The following is a 17,061-nucleotide window of genomic DNA, read 5'->3' as shown; positions in this document are numbered from 1 at the left end:
TGTCAAGGGTCGTAGACTATCGCTACTCCGAACAGGCGTCGGAGGTACGATTTTGGAAGGGCCGGTTATGAAATTTGGTGAGCGGATCAAGAAGTTACGAACTCAGAAAGGCCTGACGCTCGATCAGCTCGCCCAGGAAACCGCGTCCTCGAAGAGCTACATTTGGGAGCTCGAAAACAAGAATCCCCCTAGACCGTCTGCCGAGAAGCTATCCTCGATTGCGAGTGCCCTGGGGGTCACCGTCGACTATCTGATCGGCGCCGACACCCAGACCCTGAGTGACGCAGAGGATACCGCCTTCTTCCGGCAATATAGCGGCTTGCCGGAGGAGACCCGCCGCCAGATCCGAGAGATGGCTCGCATCCTCGATACCAAGCCGCGTAAATGAACGAGCCAAGCCGCCTCCGGCCGCTGAAAGAGGCGGCTCGCATCACCCAGATGCTGGACCTGGTCCTCGGAGCGGACCGTTTTGATCGCGCGCCGGTCGACATGGTCGGGCTCGCGCTGGAATATTCACGGAAGATTGCGCCGCAAAGCCCTATCCATGAGGTCGTCGAGCGCGACATCTCCGGTTGCGTCGGCGCCCTGGTCTATGGCGAGGCGCGACCGCGCCAATGGGCGATCATGTACCATGTCGGCCAGTCCAACGGCCGCCGCTCCTTCACGGTCGGACATGAGTTCGCCCACTACATTCTCCATCGGCAGCTGATCGAGGAGGACGGGCGCTTCGACGGCGGCATCTATTGCGATGAGAACGCTGTGGTCCGCCGCGGTGGATCCGGTATCGAACAGGAGGCGGACGAGTTCGCGGCGGCACTGTTGATGCCGCTTCACGACTTCCGTCGGCAGCACCCTGCCAACGCTCGCGTCGATTTCGACATCCTCGGGCGCCTCGCGAAGCGCTATGGCGTCTCCATGACCGCCGCGATCCTGCGCTGGCTCGAATACACGGAAACGCGGGCCATGGTGGTCGTCTCGAACGAGGGTTTTGCCCATTGGGCAAAACCGAGTGACCGTGCGCTGAAGTCAGGACGGTTCATCCGTACGAAGAACACCGTGTTCGAGCTGCCCGCCCAGGCCTTCGCCGCTCGCGGCGATTACTCGGACAGTGCTCTCACGGGAACGATGCAGACCGCGGGCGTGTGGTTTCCTGAGCCGGTGCATGAAATGTGCTTTCGCTCCGATCGATACGATCAGGAGATCTCCCTGCTCCAATTTGAGTCCGAGGGCCCGCGCTTCCAAGGGGAAGAGGAAGAGCCCGACGTCTTGGATCGATTCACCAACGGCGGGCAGTTGCCGAGCCGGTGATGCGACGGTCGGGTGTCGCCGAGGCAAGGGGCGCCGAAAGGCCCTGCATTGTGGTGGGACCGGGGTCGAGACCAGATGAGCAGCATGTCGCTCTTGCCTTCGACAGAATTGGCGTAGATTGGGACGGGGATCCATTCGGCCAATCGAAGCGTCGATTTGCTCGAGGTCGCGGTTCAGCCGCCTTCATCGGCCGGGATAGGAAGCGTGTCCTCGAAACACTCGTGTTGCGGGCCGTCAAGCACAACCGCGCCGATATTCTCGCAGTCCCGCACCTGCAGCCGCAGCGGGATGTTGTTGCCCGGACCAAGCTGGTTCATCAACCAACCGACACAGTGAGCCTCATCGCCCGGCGGATGTTCGTGGCAAGCCATGGCTCTGCCGGTCCCGACGAGGCATCCCGGGCTCGCGATGGTGGCCGCGAGCGTGCGATGTTGGTCTTCGCTGTAGCCATGAGGGATGTCGTGCGGTCGGTCGAAACCTTCCAGGGGCATTTCGCGCATTGCCGGACGCGCTTCAGTCTCTAGCTCACGGTTTCCTCCTGAATTTGAGCAGCCGCCGAAGCACCCGAATTGGCCGAGATCCAAATCTACCTTAAGCACTGTCACTGCGGATGAGAGCGGGCTCCCCGCCAACAGCGCCTGCACCGCTGGAGCATGATCAGTGTGAGCTCGAAGCACGAAATCATCTGGGATGGACGCAGCGTCTGGGTCAACGACGAGACCGGCTGCTGTATCGGTCGGTTCACCCGGCGGGGCGTGGATGTCCACAAAACCGGCCCCGACCAGGTCGCGACGGGAATCCAGTGTCTCGATTGCTTCCATGACGTGGAGCCGGCTCATGCCTGGGATCGGTTTGTCCGGTCGATGAAGCTGCACCACGGGGTGAGCGTTCCGGTGAGCGCCAGGCCCGGATTTGTCCTCCCCGCCCCCCATGCGTCGGAGGGGTTTAGCAAGCCGTCGCTGGGATAGGACACTGCCCGGTTGTCGGCTTAACGAGGCGATCGCTTCGCAGCGGACTCCAGCGCGAAGCCACCAGCAATCCGGCCGAGCCTCGCTGCCGATCCGGATCGCAAGATAGCCATTGCAGGCTCGACCAAGGATGGGATCGCCTGCCGCCGCGCCCCTGCGGATCGCGCCGATCGGCACAAGCCTAGACGATCCCCCAGGCCCGATAGCGTTTCCGGCCGGTGAGCTCGCGCGGCAGGCTGGCGCCGAGCTCTTTCAGCATCGCCTCGACCGCCTGCGGCGTCACTTTTAGCCTCGCTGCGGCCAGTTGCACGGTGACGAGCGGCGACGACACGAACAGCACGATGAGCTCTGCCAGCTTCGAATTCCCCCTTCGATTTTCACACTTCCGCAGCATCAATTCCCGCGCCAGTGACAGCCGATCGCAATCCGCCTGAACGAAGGCAGCCGCCTCCGTCAGCGCGCCGAGCAACCCACCGACCCGGACACTGAGCGCCTGGTGCGGCCCCCAGCGGAAGCGTCCTAGCCTCAAGCCGAGCCCGAGGGTCGGCAGATGCGCCTGAGCCAGACCCCGTTGACGCAACACGATCGCCGCCAGAGCAAAGCCGAGCTCGCCGGCCCGTTCCGACGGCTCGAGCGCCAGCCAGGCATCGAGGGCGAGCGCGGCCGCGAGCGTCGCCGGCAGCCCCCTCCCCTCCTCCAGGACGGCGAGCCAACGCTGGCAGCGCCCGGCGCCGTCATAGGCAGGATCGCGCAGGGTCAGGCTCTTTCGGCCCGCGTCGGAGGACAAGTCGTTCCAGCTGTCGAGTTTGTTGCGGGTGCGCGCCAGTAAGGCGTCGATCTCGGCGAAGGCCGGGTCAGTGGCGGGATCGGTATCATCCTCCAGCTCCTGGTCCTCGCCGATCCGATCATCATCGTCTTCACCGCGATAGCTCTCCTCCCATGGCGCTGAGATCCTATCCGTGGAGACCAGCGCGGCCCCAGATCGCCCGCTCCCTTCCGGTCGCCGCGGTTGCGTGAGCCCGAGCCGCCCCCGCACGGCATCGGGGCTCAGAATCCCGGTCGGCTCGCGCCGCGCCAGGCGCCGGCGCTCGTCAAGCATGGCGGCAGCGCGGGTGATCTCACGGGTCGGGCTGCGCACATCCATGCCGGCGTCGTGCAGGATCAGATCCTCGAGCGGGCAGAGGCCGCCGGCGAGCGCGATCAGGGCCTGGGCCTCGAAGGCGTGGCCGCGCTGACGCACGCCTTCGGCCAGATCGGGCGTGGCCCGGGCCAGGCGCTCGTCGCAGCGGGAGAGCGCGATCGCCGCGGCCTCGGCTGTCGCTTTCCCTTGCCGATTTCAATTGTGGATCGTCACGTCCTTGCCGAGGTTTAGCCTGAATCTGGGGCTCGACTTTCCCCTTACGATTTCGACCTGTCGCGTGAGGAACGTCACATGGCGACATCGGCTTCTGGTCGCGTGGCGATCGCGCGAGATGATGCCTGGGCGCAGGCGAAGCGCCAGGCTCGCGAGCTCGATCGGATACTTGACGGGTCTGCTCCGCGGCACGTGTCGATCGCGCGGGCGGCGGCTGAGCTTGGGCTCACGACCCGGCACGTCTACAATCTGCTCAAGCGTTATGAGCCGGAGCGGCGGATCACAGTGCTGTTGCCGCGGCGGGATGGGCAGCGCGCGACACGGCTGACCGCGGCCGTCGAGGCGATCATCGCCGGCGTTCTGCGTCAGCAGTGGCTGGTCAAGGAGGCGCCAGAGCTTCGTCCCGTCGTCACCGAGATCCGGGCGCGCTGCTGCGAGGCCGGCGAGCGCCTGCCCTCGTATCGCGCAGTGCAGCGACGCATCCCGATCCTGTTCGACGATCTCGCTATCGCCAAGGGCCGCTCCTCCAACCTCGCGCATGCGCGGCGGTTGAAAGCGCGTCCGGGCTACATTTCAGCGAATGGCCTGCTCGATATCGGCCAAATCGACCATACGCCGGCCGACATTCAGTTCGTCGAGGTGATCGACAGTGTCGGCGTTGTGGCCGGACGGCCCTATCTCACGGTTGCGGTTGATGTCTTCTCGCGTGCCATTCTGGGGTTTTGCCTGACCTTGGAGAAGCCGAGTTCACTCTCGGTTGCGCTCTGCCTGCAGCAAGCGCTGACGCCCAAGGTGCCATGGCTCGCGGCGCATGGTCTTGGCGCTCACGCCTGGCCGATGTTCGGTCGACCGCGTGTCCTGGTTGTCGATAGCGCCAAGGAGTTCACGGGCCATGCCTTCGCCCGAGGCTGCGATGATTTTGGGATCACGATCCGGCGGCGGCACAAGGGAAACGTCCATCAAGGCGGCGTGATCGAACGGCTGCTCGGCACGCTCAACATGGTGCTGCGGACGCTGCCGGGCCAGACCGGCCGCTCAGTCACGGATCGCGACCACTATCCTTCCGAGGCCTGCGCCCGCCTCAGCTTCGCGGAACTCGAACGCTGCGTCGCACTCGCCGTGCTTGAGCACAACGCCCAGCCGAATGAGAAGAGTTTGGACATACCCGATCAGATCTGGCGCGCTCATGCTGCGGCCTTGCTTCCGCGTCGGGACGACCCCGACCAGGTGCTGATCGCGTTCTTGCCTGGCGGAGACCGGCGGCTCACGCCCCAGGGCGTCAGCGTGCATGCGATCGACTATTATGCGCCATGGCTGGGCGAGCTCGTGCCGCGGCGCGACCGGATCGGCAAACTCGCGATGCGAACCGATCCGCGCGATCTGAGCCACATCTATCTGCGCCATCCCGACACCGGCGCTTTTCTGGCGGTTGGGCGGCGCGATGGTCATACAGACGCGATCACGCTGTGGGAGCATGAGCGGGCTCGCGCCTTGCGGCGCAGCCTCGCTGGCGGACCTGAATCGAGGATTGCGCTCCGGCGGGCGATACGGGCGATCGCCGACAGCGCGACGCGCCCGAGTGCAGGGGCCGATACGAAAAAGCTGAGCAAGCATGAGAGGCGACAGGCGGCGCGGACGGCCTTGGCGCAAGCGGCTCCAAAACCGCATCAGGCGCTGGCTTCGCCATCCGCGCCTCCGGCGCCCCACCCTGCCCGCGCCCGAAACCCGCTCCCGGTCGAGGACTGGTGAGCCATGAGCGAGCACCTGGCCGAGAGCTTGCGACCCTGGCTGCAACAACCTGCCGCCGCGCGCATCGCGCATCTGCAGGCGCCACGCTGGATCGGCACGCAAGCGGCGCGGAACGCGCTCGACCTGCTGCAGGCGTGCCTCGATCGCGCGCCGGCGCTGCGCACGCGCGGGGTGATGCTGATCGGCCCCTACGCCAACGGCAAGAGCATGATCGCGGAACGCTTCGCGATCATGGACCGTCGCCGCGCGGAAACCGAGCGAAACGCGCGACGCGTCGTGCTGGTGCAGACCCGCGAAGGCTCTGGCCTGGTCAATTTCTACGCCGGGATTCTGGCCGCGCTGGAGGCGCCGCTCATCCGAACGCGCGACACCGCAGCGAAGGCCGAACAACTCGACCATCTGCTGCGGCAGCTGAAGCCGCGCGTGATCGTCTTCGACGAGTTCCATAATTGCTTGCGCGGCCGCAACCGCGACATCGAGGCGATCTTCGCGGTGCTGCGGCGGTTCGGGCGCGATTATGATCTTTCGCCGGTGCTGGTTGGCGAGCTGACGATCTTCGACCACATCATGGTGACAGCTGAGATGGCGAGCCGTTTCCAGCTCGCGCCCGTGCCACGCTGGAGCTATGACGAGGCCTATCTCTCGCTGCTCGACAGCCTTGAAGGCGCACTGCCACTCGCCAAGTCCTCCGGACTGTCCGACGAGCCGATGGCGCGCTTGATCTTCGAGCTCTCGGAGGGGCTGATCGGCGAGACCGTCGCGATCGTCACGGCGGCCGCGGTCGCCGCGGTGAGGTCCGGAGCCGAACACATCAGCCGCAATAGCTTGCGAGATCTCGGCTACATCCCACTGTCGCAACGACGCCAGACCGTGATCCGCGAGGCACTGGCATGAGACCCGCGCCCATCGAGATCGCGTTGCAGCCGCGTTATCGGTCGGCGCCATCGGGTCACTGGCCCATCATGGTCGTTCCCTACCCCGACGAATGGCTGCCGGGCTGGCTGATCCGGTTTGGTGCGGCCAACGGCGTTCCGGCGCGCGCTCTTGGAGCACTGCTGGGCCTGGGAAGCGGCAATTGGGCCGTGAATATCGAATTCGGGCTATCGCCAGCGATCGCCGGCGCCATCGAGACGGCAAGTGCGCTGTCGACCGCTTCATGGCTGACACTCGTCCATCCGATAACGGACAAGGCCCTGATGCTGGCACCGTGGGTGACCGTCTCGACGTCACCCATGGGCCGGCGCCAAGCGACCTGGCTGCAGCTTTGTCCGCACTGCCTCGAAGGGGACGAAGCGCCCTATCTTCGCCGCAGCTGGCGGCTTGCAACCAAGCTGATCTGCCAGCATCACGGCCGGCGGTTGATCGACCGCTGCCCGGCCTGCCGCCAGGGCTTTGCGGTTTGTGACGCAGCCTCGCTGGCTCCGTTCATCACTTGCACGGCTTGCGGTCAGGATCTGCGCCTGGCGTCTGCACCGCGGCTGGGGGCGTCGACCCTGCGCGCCGCACTGATGCTCGAGCGCGCCGGCCACATGGCGGATCCCGGTGATCGCGCCAAAATCCTGTCACTGCCGCTGGAGCTCGATCCGCCCGCCTCCCGGCCGCTGACGCAGCTTTCGGTGCTGATGCGAGCCCGCTGCCTGACCTTTGCCAGGCCGCGCATTGTCGCGCTCGCCAAGACGCCACTGCCACTGCCGCAGGCCAATCTCCATGGCTTGGTGAAAGCCTATGCGGCCATCGCGAGCCGGCCGCAGGCTCGACCGACGGGCGAGCGATCGCGCCCGGCGAAAACCTGACCGCGGCTGTCGTCGTCAGATTCATCGCCGTCGAACGGATCCAACAATCCGGAAATCTGTCAGCTCCCCGTGCCAACGCGCCCCGCTTCAGACCATCCCGGTGGCCAAGCCATAGAGCAATCCGGCGACCGAGCAGGCGGCAATGACCTGGATCATCCCAACCTTGAAGCGGAAGACGGCGATCATGGCTGCCATCGTCAGCAGCGATGCGGCGACGTTGACGGTGCTCAGGACCGGCACATCGAGCTCCATGCCATAAGCCCGAACCTGGTGAACCTCGGCGAACAGGACATGCAGCGCGAACCAGATCGAGAGGTTCAGGATCACGCCGACGACGGCGGCCGTAATGGCCCCGAGCGCAGCCGACAGCGCCTTGTTGTTGCGCATCGTCTCCATGAACGGCGCGCCGAGGAAGATCCAGAGGAAGCAGGGCACGAAGGTGACCCAGGTGGTCAGCAGGCCGCCGAGCGTACCAGCCAGCAGCGGGCTCAGCGAACCTGGCGCGCGATAGGCGCCCATGAAGCCGACGAACTGCGTGACCATGATCAGGGGGCCGGGGGTGGTCTCGGCCATGCCGAGGCCGTCCAGCATTTCGCCGGGCTTCAGCCAGCCATAGTGATCAACAGCCTGCTGGGCGACATAGGACAGGACCGAATAGGCCCCGCCGAAGGTCACCATCGCCATCTTGGAAAAGAAGATGGAGATCTCGGTGAACACGTCGCCGCGGCCGAGCGTCGCCAATAGGACGATGATCGGGCCAAACCAGATCACGGCACCGACGGCCGCAACCTTCAGCGACCAGCTCAAGGGCGGCCTGGCATGCGCGGGAATGCCCTCGCCAAGTGCCGAGTCGACGTCGGCGACCTGCTTGCCTCCGACCTTGCCGTGACCACCTCCGGCCAGGAAGGCGGACCAGCCCGCACGACCGCCGACATAGCCGATGAGGCCTGCGGCGAACACGACGAGCGGAAATGGTGCCTGAAACAGGGCGAGGGCCAGAAAGGCCGCTGCAGCGAGGCCGATCATGACGCCGTTCTTCAGCGAGCGTCGGCCGATCCGGAGCACGGCTTCCAGCACGATCGCGAGAACCGCCGCCTTCAGGCCGAAGAACAGCGCCTGGACGCTCCCGACATTGCCGAAGATCGCGTAGATCCAGCTCAACGCCATGATGGCGATGACACCGGGCAGCACGAACAAGGTTCCGGCAACCAGGCCGCCCTTGGTCTTGTGCATCAGCCAGCCGATATAGACGGCCAGTTGCTGCGCTTCCGGTCCCGGCAGGAGCGTGCAGTAGTTCAGCGCGTGCAGGAAGCGCGTCTCGCCGATCCAGCGCTTCTCCTCCACGATGATGCGGTGCATCACCGCGATCTGCCCAGCAGGGCCGCCGAAGCTCAGCGCCGCGACACGGGCCCAGACACGCACAGCCTCGCCGAACGAAACCCCATGCTCAGGGGCGGCCTTCTGGCCGATCGGCGCGGCTTGGATGGCCTCGATCTTGTTCATGGGCGCCTCCCGGCGATCAGGCACGCTTGGACTTGAAGTACTGGTAGAGGTTGTCGAAGACCGCCGCGCCCTGCGCGATGCGCTCTTCATCCTGCGGGTTGGCAGCACAGACGCCCGAAATCAGGCTCGCAATACCCGTCGTTTCCTCTCGCCCGAACTTGCCGTCCTTCAGGTCGATATCGTGGACGATCTCGGCGACGGCCTGGAGCGCGGGATCGGCAAGGCCGGCACGGACCAGCAGGACCTCGAAACTACAGCGGTCGCCCTCATGGGTGATCTCGCCTTCGAACATGTCGAAGCGCAGTTCTCCAGGCTTGGGTTCGTAGCTCTTGCCCGGAACGAAGCGGATGATGGCATTGGGGTCGATGAAGCGTCGGATCAGCCAACTGCAGGCGATCCGATCGACAAAGACACCCTGGCGCGTGACCCAAACCCGGCCTCTGAAGTCTGGTGCGGCCTGCGGTGGAGCTTCCTTTGGCGTTTCGGCCATGTCGTTATCCTTTGCGAGCCTGCGCTCAAGTTCCGCGATCAGGCTTTCAGCGGTGAGACGGCCGGTCGCCGCGAAGAAGTCGATGGCCGCGATATCCGCCAAGCGCTTGCGCAGGCGGTTGATCTGGGTTCGGAGTTCCGCGGCAGCGTCCGCCTGCGAGTCCTGGACTGGACGGGCCGAAAGGGCTCGCGCCTCTTTGGAGATTTCCTCGTAGTCCTCGTCGCGGGCCGCGTCGAAGAGCGCGCGCGCTTGAGCGTCGGAAAGGCCGTCGATCAAACGGGCTTCGCAGACCATGGCCTCGCCGCCGCCTTCAATGATCTCCTTGAGCAGCCATTCGAAATCCTCCTGCGTCTCGGCATTCGCCGGCAGCGCATAGACCGTGCTCTTCACCGCGACGGCCCCGATCCCTTGCAGGCGGCGCCAGACCTTCACCCGGAAGTAGGCGGGCTTGCTCGGCAACTGGTGGATCAGCAGCAGCCAGCGCTGCTCTGCCGAGGGGGCATCATTGCTCATGTCGTCACCGTATCATCAAAACTGTCAAAAGCAACACTTGTATCATTTTAAATTCGAGCGTAGCGTCCGCTGCCATCACGTATCCCGAACGAGGATGCCATGCATCGGATCATGCCCTTGCCCTTCAAGCCGCCGCGCCTTGACGGGCTCTCCGAGCGGCTTCTGGCGAGCCACTACGAGAACAATTACGGAGGCGCCGTGCGGCGCCTCAACGCCATCGAGCGCCGCCTCGACGAACTCGACTGGAGCCAGGCCCCGGTCTTCGACATCAATGGCCTCAAGCGGGAGGAACTCATTGCCGCCAACTCGGCGATCCTGCATGAGATCTATTTCGACGGCCTCGGCGGTAGCGGCGATGCTGCGGGCGACTTGGCGCTGGCATTGGAGCGCGACTTCGGCAGCGTCGCCGGCTGGCGCTCGAAGTTTGCGGCATGTGCCAAGGCGCAGGCAGGCGGCTCGGGCTGGACTTTGCTGGTCTGGTCGGAACGGCATCAGCGCCTGATGATCCAGTGGGGGCAGGATCATACGAATTGCCTCGCCGGCAGCATCCCGATCATGGCACTCGACATGTACGAGCATGCCTATCACATCGACTTCGGGGCGAAGGCCGGCGCCTATGTCGACGCCTTCATGAAGAACATCCATTGGGAACGGGTCGGCGCCCGTTTCCAGAGACTCGCCATGAGCGGTCTTGTGACCGGCGCAGCCGCACCTGTCCCTGCCGGAGACAGTATCGCCGCCGAGGACCTGCTTGCCCGCCTGCAACGCCGGGATGATCTTGTCTTGCTGGATGTCTGCCTGGCAGAAGACCTGGCGAAGCGCAGCGACATGATCCCGGGAGCGCAGCTGCGCGCGCCCGAGCTGATCGCCGATTGGGCTAAGGAGCTGCCGAAGGACAAGCCGATCGTCGCCTATTGCGTCTACGGCTTCCAGGTCAGCGGCGACGCCGTCGCCGAACTCCGCCGCCGCGGCCTCGATGCCCATTCACTCGCGGGCGGCATCGCCGCCTGGCACGCGATCGGCGCCCCGACCGTTCCACTTGTCACCGCTGAAGGGAGGCCGACACCATGAAATGGGTCACACGTGAACGCCCCGTCATCGACCGGATCGCCTGTCCCTGGCTGATCACGCGGTTCATCGACAAGGAGCCGGAGTTCCTGTTCGTGCCGCCGGATCAGGTCCGGAAGGTGGCCGAGGAAACCGGCGCCATCCCTTATGACGTGCCCGGTGTCGAATACACGCATGTCGGCGAGGGATGCAGCTTCGACACCTTCGTCGAGAAGCACAACCTCGCCAAGGACCCGGCCATCGCCACGATCGCTGCCATCGTTCGCGGCGCCGATACGGACAGGCATGACCTGACGCCGCAATCGGCCGGGCTCCTGGCGATCTCGATGGGGCTTCGCGATCTCTCGCCAGATGATCACGAGGTGCTGAAGCGCGGGTTCATCATCTACGACGCGCTCTACGCTTGGGCGTCCCGTCGCAAGGGCGAGACGCATAACTGGCCGCGGATGTCGAAGGCGACCGCTGCGTGATGATCACCATTTGGCATCGCGCTTCGGCGACTGCGGGCGCGATCCTGGGTCTGGCGGCTCTGTTGGGAATAGGCACCGTCTACGCGGAAACCTTTCGACCGCTCAAGGGATCGGAAATCCGCAGCCGGTTCACCGGCATGGAGTTCACCGACGAGGTCCACTGGGTGCTTCTGTTCGGGCAGGACGGAACCCTCACGAACACGGGAATGGGCAGGAAGACCCTCGGCCGCTGGCAGGTGAAGCGGGATCAGCTTTGCCTCGATCGTTCGCCCGGTGAGCAGCGATGTTACGCCGTCCTGCACTCGGGAAAGACCTACCGGCTCCAGGAGCCTGGCTTCGACATCTACGAAGAGGGCATCGTTCAGCGGCCCATGGCGCGGCGCTGACCGATGCCTGCCAACGAACTTAAGGGCCCAGGCGAACCATGAAGCGCGCACCCATCCTTGCCGTGATCGCCATCGCGATCGGGTTCAGCACCGCTGCCGGCGCCGAGGTGTTCCAGAAGCTCAGCGGTGCCCAGATCCGAGCCAAGCTAGTCGGCAGGCAACTGACCGACGAATCCCATTGGGGCGAGATCTACCAGCCGAACGGACGGCTCGTCAGCGACGAGATGGGCAACACGCGTGTGGGCTCCTGGCACATCATGAAGAACCAGCTCTGCAAAACCTATCCCGAGGGCGGCGGAAGCGCCTGCTTCGATGTCTGGCTATCCGGCCGCGCAATCCAGATGAGGATCCCGGGCTCGACGGACTTTCCCTTCGAGGGGGTCCTGATCGATGCCCCACATTCGGGAACCGCCCCGCCTCCACATAGACTGGCTGACCGAGCTTCTTCGAAGTCAACCCAATCCGCGCCGAGGTGAAAGCATGGCGACTGCAAAGCCCAAGGTCGCCATAGTTTGGCGAGGCGATAGGGAAGCGAGAAGCACCGCGACACTGCGGAACAACCGCTTCCATCGCATCTTCGAAGAGTTAAGCGCCATCGGCATCGATGCCGAACCCGCCGTTTATGACGAGGCCTTCTCGGATGAAGTTCGTGATCAGCTCCTGGCCGCGGACGGGGTCCTTGTCTGGGTCGACCCGTTGCACGCGGGCAAGACGCGGCATCAACTCGATGCCTTGCTTCGCGAAGTCGCGGCCCGCGGGCCTTGGGTCAGCGCCCATCCCGACACCATCCTCAAGATGGGGGTGAAAGAGGTCCTGCACCGCACGAAGCATCTCGGATGGGGCACCGATACGCATCTCTATCGATCCGCAGCGTCCTTCGGAGAGGAGTTTCCGGCGCGCTTGAGGACGGCGGGACCGCGCGTGCTCAAGCAGAACCGCGGCAATGGTGGCCAGGGTGTCTGGAAGGTCGAGCTGATCGGCGGAGCGGAGGGCTCTGAGCGCGTGCAGGTGTTGCATGCGCAACGGGGGAGCATGCCGGAAGAACTCGCCCTCCCGGACTTCATGGCGCGTTGCGAAGCCTATTTCGCGGCCGGTGGCTGCATCGTCGATCAGCCATTTCAGCCTCGTCTGCCGGATGGCATGATCCGCTGCTACATGGGCTCGGATAAGGTCGTCGGCTTCGGCCATCAACTCATCAAGGCGCTCGTTCCGCCGCCGCCCGAAGGGCCGGATTCGGAAGCGGCGCAGCCTGGCCCTCGGATCATGCATGGGGCGGAGGCCGAGCCGTTTCAGAAGCTGCGGTCGATGATGGAGGCGGAATGGACGCCTCAGATGATGGAGGTCCTTGGTCTCGACGCAGCCTCCCTGCCCATCATCTGGGATGCGGACTTCCTCTATGGGCCGCACACGGCCACGGGCGATGACACCTACGTGCTCTGCGAGATCAATGTCAGCTCGGTCTTCGCCATACCAGACGAGGCGCCGGCGGCCATTGCGAGGCTCGTGGCCGCACGATTGAGGTCCGACCATCGGTGAGCGAGGCAGATGGCGCTATGGGAGACGACGCCATTGCCGATGCGTGGATAGAGATCTCCTCAGGTATTGCCGCCGGCGAAACCACCATCCGCTGGTATGCAGAATATTGTACGGCCAACAGCAGATCCGTTGTCGCGGATCGCAGGACTGAGCACGAAGCGATATCAGCAGCGCTGGAGTGGGACCTGCCAATTGTTCAACGCTCGCCGTCGCTCCGGAAGCCGATGTCAGAGCACTCTACGGACGTCGCGTTGCGCAAAGACCCCGGCTATCCATATCCCCCCGAGGGGGATATAGGAAGCGAATGCCGGAGCCCCACCGCCACGCCAGCCACCCCGCCATCGCCAAGCGTCTAAAGCGAGCTGGCGGACACCTCGCCAAGGTTATCGAGATGATCGAAACCGGGCGTTCCTGCCTCGACATCGCCACGCAGTTGCAGGCGGTCGAAAGCGCAATTGCGCAGGCAAAGCGAACACTGGTCCAGGACCATCTCGACCATTGCCTGGACGAAGTCGTCGGCGAGCTCCCGCCCGAGCAGCGCCGGCCGATCGACGAGTTCAAGCTGATCAGTAAATTCCTCTGAGGCCGAGAAATGCTCAAGGTCCTGTCGAACCGCGTCTATGGACGCCTCTTCACTGCCCAGATCATCGCCCTTGTGGGGACCGGCCTTCTCACAGTCGCGCTCGGGCTGCTCGCCTACGACATCGCCGGAGCGCGCGCCGGAGCGGTTCTGGGGACGGCGCTGGCGATCAAGATGATCGCCTATGTCACGGTGGCTCCCATCGTGGGCGCCTTTTCGGCGCAGCTGCCGCGGCGGGCTTTCCTGATCGCGATGGACCTGGTGCGCGCGGCGATTGCACTGATGCTTCCCTTCATTTCCGAGGTCTGGCAGGTCTATCTGGCTGTCTTCCTATTGCAGTCAGCCTCGGCCGCGTTCACGCCGACCTTTCAGGCAACGATCCCGGATTTGCTGCCGAAAGAGGACGACTACACCAGCGCCTTGTCCCTCTCGCGGCTGGCCTATGACCTTGAGAGCATCGTCAGCCCGATGCTCGCCGCTGCCCTGCTCACACTCATCAATTTTCATTGGCTCTTCGCCGGAACAGTCGTCGGCTTCCTGGTCTCGGCCGCGCTGGTGCTTTCCGTCACGCTCCCCGTGTCTCCGGCCAAGCCTCGCGAAGGCGGCATCTATGACAAGACGACACACGGAATGCGAATCTACCTGGCAACGCCACGCCTGCGGGGGCTACTTGCCTTGAACATGGCTGTCGCGATGGGCGGCGCGCTCGTGATCGTCAACACCGTCGTCATCGTGAAGGGGCGGCTCGGCTACGACGACAATGCCGTGGCATTGGCCCTGGCCTGCTTTGGCGGCGGCTCGATGCTGTCGGCCCTGACGCTGCCGCGCATCCTGGAGCGCGTCGCAGACCGGAAAGTGATGCTGACTGCCGCAAGTCTGCTGGCCGTCGTCCTCGGCGGGTTTTCCGCCCTGCTACTGGCCGAGGGCTGGGCATTCGCACCCGCGGCGACCCCAGCCGGTTGGCTGACACTGCTCCTGACCTGGGCTTTGCTCGGCATCGGCTACTCGGCGACGCAGACCCCGTCCGGCCGTCTTCTGCGCAGATCCGCACATGCCGAAGATCGTCCCGCCGTGTTCGCCGCGCAGTTCGCGCTGTCGCATGCTTGTTGGCTGATCACCTATCCGCTTGCCGGCTGGCTCGGGGCCAGCCTGCCCCTGGCAACGCTGGCGGGGTTGTTCTGCTTGGCGACGTTGGCCGCGACAGCGGCCGCCGTTTGGCTCTGGCCTGCGGGGACTGCGGACGCAGCAGAGCACAAGCATCCCGAGCTACCCCGTGACCACCCTCATCTGGTGGAGCATGGCCGGCACCATTCGCACACCATCGTCATCGACGACCTTCACAGGCGCTGGCCCGCGCCAGCTGGTTGAATTGAGTTCGCTCGCTCATCATCGCGCTGCCCTCCATCCAGAAGCGGCTGAATCAGAACTTCATACCCGCAGCAACCCCGACGTTTTCAACGGTACCGGCTCGAGGTGCGCGTTGGTCTATTTCGCTCCCCGGCTCAGTCTTCGTCGACAGAAGCCTCTCTCAGATCGTCATCAGGCTCGCGTTCGACCGGCTCTTCTCCTGAGAAAGACGGCATGAGCTCTCCGGCGAGCAGCCTGTCTTTGCTGAGCAGTCCAGCATCCTCGAGCTTCTCGAAATCCGGCAGATCGCGCAGGGTCTCGAACCCGAATTCCGACAGAAAGGCCGGCGTCGTCACATAGGTGTAAGGTGCCCCCGGCAGCGGGCTGCGCGGCCCGGCCGCGATGAAACCGAGCTTGCGCAGATGGCCGATGGTATCGCGGCTGATCTCCTTGCCGAACACGGCGCCGAGCTCGGCGCGGGTGATCGGCTGGAAATAGCCGATGCACAGCAGCACCAGGCTCTCAGCTTGCGACAACGCCTTTCGGTCGGACGTGCCGAGCCCGGTCGCGGTGCGGATCGCGACCGCAAACCTCTTCTTGGTCCGATGCTGCCAGCCGCCGGCGACCGAAACGAGGTCGTAGGGGCGTCCGCGCAATTCGTCACGGATATCGGCCATCAGCAGGTCGAGGCTGCAGTCGCGCCCGACGACCCGGGCCAGGGTTTCACGGCCGACCGGCTTGGGCGAGGCGAAGATCACCGCCTCGACCCGGCCCATCCATTCGCGCCAGCGCATGTCTGGCGGCAGGTCGGCGAGCTCGACATCGAACAGCTCTTCGGTCTGGGTCGACCGCGCCATGGTCAGAGCCCGTAGAGCCGGAAGCTGGCACGGCCAGACAGCTCACGTACAGCGCCAAGCGCGGTCAGCCGCTCAAACAACCGGCGTGAACCCCAACGCGTCAGGCTTTTCGTCTGTAACGTGCCAGAGATCGCGTCGTCGTCGAGCAGAAACTGGATCACCTCCCCTGCTCCTTTGGCGCGCAACTTCGGCGCGACCTCGATCAGCCGCGCCGCGCGCGGCGCAATGTCGCCGGCGATCCGGCAGGCCTCGGTCGCCGCCAGCGCGAGCGCGACGCAGCTCGCCCGCTCGAACCCCTCCCCTCCCGGACGAATCCGGCCGCGATCGCTCAGGCTTCGGAAGGCAGAACCGCGCGCCTGCATTGCCAGCAGCGGCACCGCCACCGGCCAGCGCATCCGGCGCGCCAGGGCCTGGTCGGCGAGCCACCAGCCGAGGAGGCTCGCCTCCGGCCGGCAGCGCTGAACCTCTGTGACGATCGCCGCGGCGACCAGCGGCGCCGGCCGGCCTGTCCGGACGATGTCGTCGAGACGTTCCGGCAACGCCGCGAGATCCTCGCTCCAGCGCAGGCCGAGCAGATCGACGGCCGCACGCAGCGCCGCCGCATCGACGACAGTCGACCGCGCAGCCATCCGACGCCAGGCCGCGAAGATGTTGCCGGCGGGCCCGGGCTCGGCTCCCGGCTGCCGCAGATGCCAGGCGTCGCGCAACTGCGCTTCGGTCTCGGTCCGTCCGGCCAGCGCGACGGCCGCGGCTGCACATTTGAGGGCGAGCCGCTGGCGCCACGCGCCGATCCAGAGCGGATCGGAGCGCACGAGATTGTCGAGCGAATTCAACGCAGCACCAGCCAGGAAGGCGGCCTCGACGTCGCTCGTCACCGGCCCGCGCGGGACCGCCCAGCCGGGCACGGCGGGTGGCTCATAGGTTTGAACGGGCGTCGAATCTGGAGCGCGCATCGTTCTGGAAGATAGAGAAGCTTTGCGCTTTATGCCAACTATATGGACAAAAAGCGCACGCCTTGTGAAGTTACAAAAACGTGTGATAAGCTTGCCTTATCGGACACAGTTCGATACCCTCCAAAAGATGCCAGATTCCATCGAATTCGAACCGCGAAACGAGCCTTCCGGTCAACCGGAAGACGG

17 protein-coding genes and 1 pseudogene are annotated in these 17,061 nt (G+C 65.0%); 12 read left to right on the top strand and 6 right to left on the bottom strand.

The annotated features are described in order from the left end of the window. Positions 1-67 precede the first annotated feature (67 nt). Both ACFPOB_RS28735 and ACFPOB_RS28730 read left to right on the top strand, forming a co-directional pair. Positions 68-388 (top strand): helix-turn-helix domain-containing protein, encoded by a 321-nt coding sequence (locus ACFPOB_RS28735; protein ID WP_191124812.1) that lies wholly within the window; start codon positions 68-70, stop codon positions 386-388. After that, the gene (locus tag ACFPOB_RS28730; RefSeq protein ID WP_089172780.1) at positions 385-1,308 is read left to right on the top strand and encodes an ImmA/IrrE family metallo-endopeptidase; all 924 of its coding nucleotides are present in this window, start codon (positions 385-387) and stop codon (positions 1,306-1,308) included. Before ACFPOB_RS28735 ends, ACFPOB_RS28730 begins: the two co-directional genes overlap by 4 nt. Before the next feature lie 173 nt (positions 1,309-1,481). On the opposite strand, the gene ACFPOB_RS28725 is transcribed toward ACFPOB_RS28730, so the two are convergent. Together ACFPOB_RS28725 and ACFPOB_RS28720 are read right to left on the bottom strand one after the other, a co-directional pair. Next, the gene (locus tag ACFPOB_RS28725; protein WP_157732848.1) at positions 1,482-2,147 is read right to left on the bottom strand and encodes a hypothetical protein; all 666 of its coding nucleotides are present in this window, start codon (positions 2,145-2,147) and stop codon (positions 1,482-1,484) included. Positions 2,148-2,457: 310 nt separating this feature from the next. Next, a pseudogene (locus ACFPOB_RS28720) lies at positions 2,458-3,579 on the bottom strand (RHE_PE00001 family protein); the annotation flags it as partial. 129 nt (positions 3,580-3,708) lie between these two features. Between ACFPOB_RS28720 and ACFPOB_RS28715 the strand changes: the two are divergent. From ACFPOB_RS28715 to ACFPOB_RS28705, 3 genes are read left to right on the top strand one after another with little or no spacing between them, the layout of a single operon-like run. Continuing rightward, positions 3,709-5,379, top strand: coding sequence for a Mu transposase C-terminal domain-containing protein (locus ACFPOB_RS28715; protein WP_191126090.1), 1,671 nt, complete (start codon positions 3,709-3,711; stop codon positions 5,377-5,379). 3 nt (positions 5,380-5,382) lie between these two features. Further along, positions 5,383-6,273, top strand: coding sequence for a TniB family NTP-binding protein (locus ACFPOB_RS28710; protein ID WP_191126089.1), 891 nt, complete (start codon positions 5,383-5,385; stop codon positions 6,271-6,273). Continuing rightward, a complete protein-coding gene (locus tag ACFPOB_RS28705) occupies positions 6,270-7,172 on the top strand; it encodes a TniQ family protein (RefSeq protein WP_191126088.1) in 903 nt (300 codons plus the stop codon). Before ACFPOB_RS28710 ends, ACFPOB_RS28705 begins: the two co-directional genes overlap by 4 nt. A gap of 87 nt (positions 7,173-7,259) precedes the next feature. Here the strand turns inward: ACFPOB_RS28705 and chrA are convergent, their stop codons facing one another. Both chrA and ACFPOB_RS28695 read right to left on the bottom strand, forming a co-directional pair. Then, positions 7,260-8,675 carry a chromate efflux transporter gene (gene chrA, locus ACFPOB_RS28700; RefSeq protein WP_191126087.1) on the bottom strand — a complete coding sequence of 472 codons (1,416 nt, stop codon included), beginning with the start codon at positions 8,673-8,675 and terminating at the stop codon, positions 7,260-7,262. 16 nt (positions 8,676-8,691) lie between these two features. Further along, positions 8,692-9,678: a chromate resistance protein ChrB domain-containing protein gene (locus ACFPOB_RS28695; RefSeq protein ID WP_191126086.1), complete on the bottom strand. Its 987-nt coding sequence runs from the start codon at positions 9,676-9,678 to the stop codon at positions 8,692-8,694. Between the two features lie 99 nt (positions 9,679-9,777). Here ACFPOB_RS28695 and ACFPOB_RS28690 point away from each other — a divergent pair, with 99 nt between their 5' ends. The 7 genes from ACFPOB_RS28690 (at position 9,778) to ACFPOB_RS28660 (ending at position 15,086) form a co-directional block, all read left to right on the top strand. Then, entirely contained in the window at positions 9,778-10,749 is a 972-nt protein-coding gene (locus ACFPOB_RS28690) for a Fe-Mn family superoxide dismutase (protein ID WP_191126085.1), read from the top strand. Then, the gene (locus tag ACFPOB_RS28685) at positions 10,746-11,216 is read left to right on the top strand and encodes a chromate resistance protein ChrB domain-containing protein (protein WP_191126084.1); all 471 of its coding nucleotides are present in this window, start codon (positions 10,746-10,748) and stop codon (positions 11,214-11,216) included. Before ACFPOB_RS28690 ends, ACFPOB_RS28685 begins: the two co-directional genes overlap by 4 nt. Further along, positions 11,213-11,602: a hypothetical protein gene (locus ACFPOB_RS28680; RefSeq protein WP_191126083.1), complete on the top strand. Its 390-nt coding sequence runs from the start codon at positions 11,213-11,215 to the stop codon at positions 11,600-11,602. Before ACFPOB_RS28685 ends, ACFPOB_RS28680 begins: the two co-directional genes overlap by 4 nt. Positions 11,603-11,640: 38 nt before the next feature. After that, positions 11,641-12,078, top strand: a complete 438-nt coding sequence (locus tag ACFPOB_RS28675; protein WP_191126082.1) for a hypothetical protein — start codon at positions 11,641-11,643, stop codon at positions 12,076-12,078. A gap of 4 nt (positions 12,079-12,082) precedes the next feature. Further along, positions 12,083-13,138, top strand: coding sequence for a Cj0069 family protein (locus ACFPOB_RS28670; protein ID WP_191126091.1), 1,056 nt, complete (start codon positions 12,083-12,085; stop codon positions 13,136-13,138). 304 nt (positions 13,139-13,442) lie between these two features. Beyond that, the gene (locus ACFPOB_RS28665) at positions 13,443-13,721 is read left to right on the top strand and encodes a metal-sensing transcriptional repressor (protein WP_191126081.1); all 279 of its coding nucleotides are present in this window, start codon (positions 13,443-13,445) and stop codon (positions 13,719-13,721) included. A gap of 9 nt (positions 13,722-13,730) precedes the next feature. After that, a complete protein-coding gene (locus ACFPOB_RS28660; RefSeq protein ID WP_191126080.1) occupies positions 13,731-15,086 on the top strand; it encodes an MFS transporter in 1,356 nt (451 codons plus the stop codon). Positions 15,087-15,220: 134 nt separating this feature from the next. On the opposite strand, the gene scpB is transcribed toward ACFPOB_RS28660, so the two are convergent. Then, positions 15,221-15,922, bottom strand: a complete 702-nt coding sequence (scpB, locus tag ACFPOB_RS28655; RefSeq protein WP_254985778.1) for an SMC-Scp complex subunit ScpB — start codon at positions 15,920-15,922, stop codon at positions 15,221-15,223. A 2-nt stretch (positions 15,923-15,924) separates the two neighbouring features. Continuing rightward, positions 15,925-16,827: a DUF1403 family protein gene (locus tag ACFPOB_RS28650; RefSeq protein WP_377801664.1), complete on the bottom strand. Its 903-nt coding sequence runs from the start codon at positions 16,825-16,827 to the stop codon at positions 15,925-15,927. Positions 16,828-17,061: the final 234 nt, after the last annotated feature.

Origin of the sequence: Allobosea eneae (assembly GCF_042657265.1) — a bacterium.
Taxonomy (GTDB): Bacteria; Pseudomonadota; Alphaproteobacteria; order Rhizobiales; family Beijerinckiaceae; genus Allobosea; species Allobosea eneae.
This window is presented reverse-complemented; position numbering and strand designations above follow the sequence as displayed.

What these genes read in the sequence shown, in the direction of transcription:
- ACFPOB_RS28735 (WP_191124812.1), top strand. Translation starts at nt 68, where the DNA reads ATGAAATTTGGTGAGCGGATCAAGAAGTTACGAACTCAGAAAGGCCTG.
- ACFPOB_RS28730 (WP_089172780.1), top strand. Translation starts at nt 385, where the DNA reads ATGAACGAGCCAAGCCGCCTCCGGCCGCTGAAAGAGGCGGCTCGCATC.
- ACFPOB_RS28725 (WP_157732848.1), bottom strand. Translation starts at nt 2,147, where the DNA reads ATGAGCCGGCTCCACGTCATGGAAGCAATCGAGACACTGGATTCCCGT.
- ACFPOB_RS28715 (WP_191126090.1), top strand. Translation starts at nt 3,709, where the DNA reads ATGGCGACATCGGCTTCTGGTCGCGTGGCGATCGCGCGAGATGATGCC.
- ACFPOB_RS28710 (WP_191126089.1), top strand. Translation starts at nt 5,383, where the DNA reads ATGAGCGAGCACCTGGCCGAGAGCTTGCGACCCTGGCTGCAACAACCT.
- ACFPOB_RS28705 (WP_191126088.1), top strand. Translation starts at nt 6,270, where the DNA reads ATGAGACCCGCGCCCATCGAGATCGCGTTGCAGCCGCGTTATCGGTCG.
- chrA (WP_191126087.1), bottom strand. Translation starts at nt 8,675, where the DNA reads ATGAACAAGATCGAGGCCATCCAAGCCGCGCCGATCGGCCAGAAGGCC.
- ACFPOB_RS28695 (WP_191126086.1), bottom strand. Translation starts at nt 9,678, where the DNA reads ATGAGCAATGATGCCCCCTCGGCAGAGCAGCGCTGGCTGCTGCTGATC.
- ACFPOB_RS28690 (WP_191126085.1), top strand. Translation starts at nt 9,778, where the DNA reads ATGCATCGGATCATGCCCTTGCCCTTCAAGCCGCCGCGCCTTGACGGG.
- ACFPOB_RS28685 (WP_191126084.1), top strand. Translation starts at nt 10,746, where the DNA reads ATGAAATGGGTCACACGTGAACGCCCCGTCATCGACCGGATCGCCTGT.
- ACFPOB_RS28675 (WP_191126082.1), top strand. Translation starts at nt 11,641, where the DNA reads ATGAAGCGCGCACCCATCCTTGCCGTGATCGCCATCGCGATCGGGTTC.
- ACFPOB_RS28670 (WP_191126091.1), top strand. Translation starts at nt 12,083, where the DNA reads ATGGCGACTGCAAAGCCCAAGGTCGCCATAGTTTGGCGAGGCGATAGG.
- ACFPOB_RS28665 (WP_191126081.1), top strand. Translation starts at nt 13,443, where the DNA reads ATGCCGGAGCCCCACCGCCACGCCAGCCACCCCGCCATCGCCAAGCGT.
- ACFPOB_RS28660 (WP_191126080.1), top strand. Translation starts at nt 13,731, where the DNA reads ATGCTCAAGGTCCTGTCGAACCGCGTCTATGGACGCCTCTTCACTGCC.
- scpB (WP_254985778.1), bottom strand. Translation starts at nt 15,922, where the DNA reads ATGGCGCGGTCGACCCAGACCGAAGAGCTGTTCGATGTCGAGCTCGCC.